The organism is Candidatus Proelusimicrobium excrementi (genome assembly GCF_937881865.1).
Taxonomy (GTDB): Bacteria; Elusimicrobiota; Elusimicrobia; order Elusimicrobiales; family Elusimicrobiaceae; genus Proelusimicrobium; species Proelusimicrobium excrementi.
Genome location: NZ_CALGEO010000023.1, coordinates 1 through 2,407, shown reverse-complemented (window position 1 = coordinate 2,407; position 2,407 = coordinate 1). Strand labels below are relative to the sequence as shown.

Below are 2,407 nucleotides of genomic sequence, written 5' to 3'. Positions count from 1 at the left end.
GCTTTGGCGGAAATTTTACGCGGACACGGCGCGCGTGAGGGGGAAGCTCCGTCGGCGGATTTTACCCCTGCCCCTTTGCCTTCGGCGGAGAACGTCAATACTCCCGACGCAGCCGGCTTCACGCCTTTGTTCCATGCTTTAATGGCCGGGGATAATGAACGCTTGGGTGAGATAATCGCCCTCGGCGCCGACGTAAATGTTAAGGCTCCGGCGGTCGGTTCTCCTTTGCTTTTTGCCTGCACTTCAGGCAATCTAGAAGCCGCAAAGCTTTTGATACGGGCGAAAGCCGATTTAAACGCAGCCGGCGACAGCGGCTATACGCCGCTTATGATGGCGGCGCAAACGGGCAATAAAGATTTTGTCGCTCTTCTTATTGAGGCCGGCGCCGACTTTAACGCGTCCCTCATTATTAACGGGCAGGATACCGGCTTAAACGCGCTTAAAATAGCGGAAACCGGCGGCTTTGAAGAAATAGCGGCCTTGCTTAAAGCCGCGGGGGCGAAGTAATGTCTTCATATATGACCGGCGTTTCTTTGGGGATACGGCTGTCAAAATATATTCCGCGTAAAATCGGGCTCGGCGCGGGGATTTTATTGTTTGCGTTCATAGGCTGGGCCGTATATGATTCTTTTGCGGATAAAGCCCATTATAATAAACTGCGGACGGAGACGGAAAATATTTTTGCGGCGGAACAAAAATACTTCGCAAAGAAAGGGGATTATACGGCCGATTTGCGTCTTTTGGATTTTGAGCTACCGCCCTCCTCTTCCGAAGTGAACTATTCCGCAAGCAGATACGTCCATGACGCCGGGGAGGCAGTGCTTACGCCCGAAAAATTTACTTTTACTTTGGGAAACGGCGATTCTTTTTTGGTTAATGTTTTTAAGGAACTGAATTATACGGAAGAGGGGAAAACTTCCAAATATTCGCTGTTGGAAATCCACGCTTTCCCTAAGTTCAAAACTTTGCGGGCTTCTTATTCAATAAGACGTATTTATGACGGATACTGTCCCGCTGGCCAAGAACTGCTGAAGCAGTGTAACGTAATGATACAAAATGCCGATAAGGCCGAAGATGATATCAAAAAAGGCGGAAAATTTTGTTCCCGTATGGGCGCAAATCCTACAAATATTGACCTTATTTGGCTTTTTTAGTTTGGCGGTATTTCCTTGGCGCAGTAAAAAATATACTAAGTTTGAACCGTAAAAAATACCCCCGGTCAGTTTAAATGACCGGGGGATGTTTTATCTTAGAACTTTAGCGATAATTTAATAATTGTAATCTGCGGGCTCCTCATCGGGCATTATCCGTTTGTAAATGTGAATCGGCTCCTCGTCGGGCATTTGCAAAACTGGAGGCTCTTGGGGTGTTATTTCCTTTTCGCTGATATTGTTCTCTTCTGAAGCGTCATAGGTGCGGATTAACTGCACGAATTCCGCTCTGTCGCCGTTTTCGTCAACGCCTTTTGCGGCGGAAGCGATATCCGCTATTTCTTTTAAAGATATATCGCCTTTAAAATCGCTGTTTTTAACCGCCTGGCCGAATGCGGCCGCCGCCGAAGCGAAACGGAAATCTTCCGAGGCTTGCTTAAAGGGTTTATAGTCCTTTTCTTTAAGAGTTTTGCTCATAAGTTTGCTTTCGTCGCCGTCGGGGGCTTTATACCTTATTTTTACAGTCAAAATTTCGTCTGAATTTCCGTACTTCGTTTGGGAATATTTAAGCTCGTCAATGTCCAAAGCTTCTTTCCCGCCTTTGGGGCGTATTTCGTAAAGCACGGTTACGGTGTGGCCCGCGCCGACTTCGCCCGCGTCTTTTTTGTCGTCGTTGAAGTCCTCGTTGTTAAGGGCGCGTTTTTCATAGCCGATAAGGCGGTAATCTTCCACTTTGGCCGGGTTAAATTCAACTTGAAATTTAACGTCTTTTGCAACCGTGAACATCGTCCCGCCAAATTCCCTTACCAAAGCTTTTTGCGCCGTTTTTAAATCATTGATATAAGCATAATTGCCGTTGCCTTTATCGGCGATTGTTTCCATAAGGGCGTCACGGTAATTGCCCATTCCGAAGCCGAGCGCGCTTATAAACACTCCGCTTTCTTTCGCTTCGGAAACTTGCTCCTCTATGCTTTTTGAGCTTGTTCTCCCTACGTTGAAATCCCCGTCGCTGGTTATAATAATTCTGTTATTGCCTTTGCGCAGGAAGTTCTTTTTGGCGGTTTCATAAGCTTTTTTAAGGCCTTCTTCCCCGTAAGTCGCCCCGCTTGCCCTGAGGGAGTCTATCACTTGAATAATTTGTTTCTTATCCTTAACTTTTACGCTGTCAAGTTTTACAACACTACGTTTTGCACTTAGAGACGAACTTATTTTGTCACCACCAAGTACTTTGATAGCAAATTTATATTCTGTATTAG

At 46.2% G+C, this 2,407-nt stretch carries 3 protein-coding genes; 2 read left to right on the top strand and 1 reads right to left on the bottom strand.

Annotated elements, in window-relative coordinates; genetic code table 11:
• Positions 1 to 507, top strand: a 507-nt coding sequence (locus ACQY26_RS01555) for an ankyrin repeat domain-containing protein (protein ID WP_428047325.1), incomplete at its 5' end; no start/stop codon positions are given.
• Positions 507 to 1,154 carry a hypothetical protein gene (locus ACQY26_RS01550; RefSeq protein WP_428047324.1) on the top strand — a complete coding sequence of 216 codons (648 nt, stop codon included), beginning with the start codon at positions 507 to 509 and terminating at the stop codon, positions 1,152 to 1,154. The genes ACQY26_RS01555 and ACQY26_RS01550, both read left to right, overlap by 1 nt.
• 114 nt (positions 1,155 to 1,268) lie before the next feature.
• On the opposite strand, the gene ACQY26_RS01545 is transcribed toward ACQY26_RS01550, so the two are convergent.
• A partial coding sequence (locus ACQY26_RS01545; RefSeq protein ID WP_428047323.1) for a vWA domain-containing protein occupies positions 1,269 to 2,407 on the bottom strand: 1,139 nt, incomplete at its 5' end.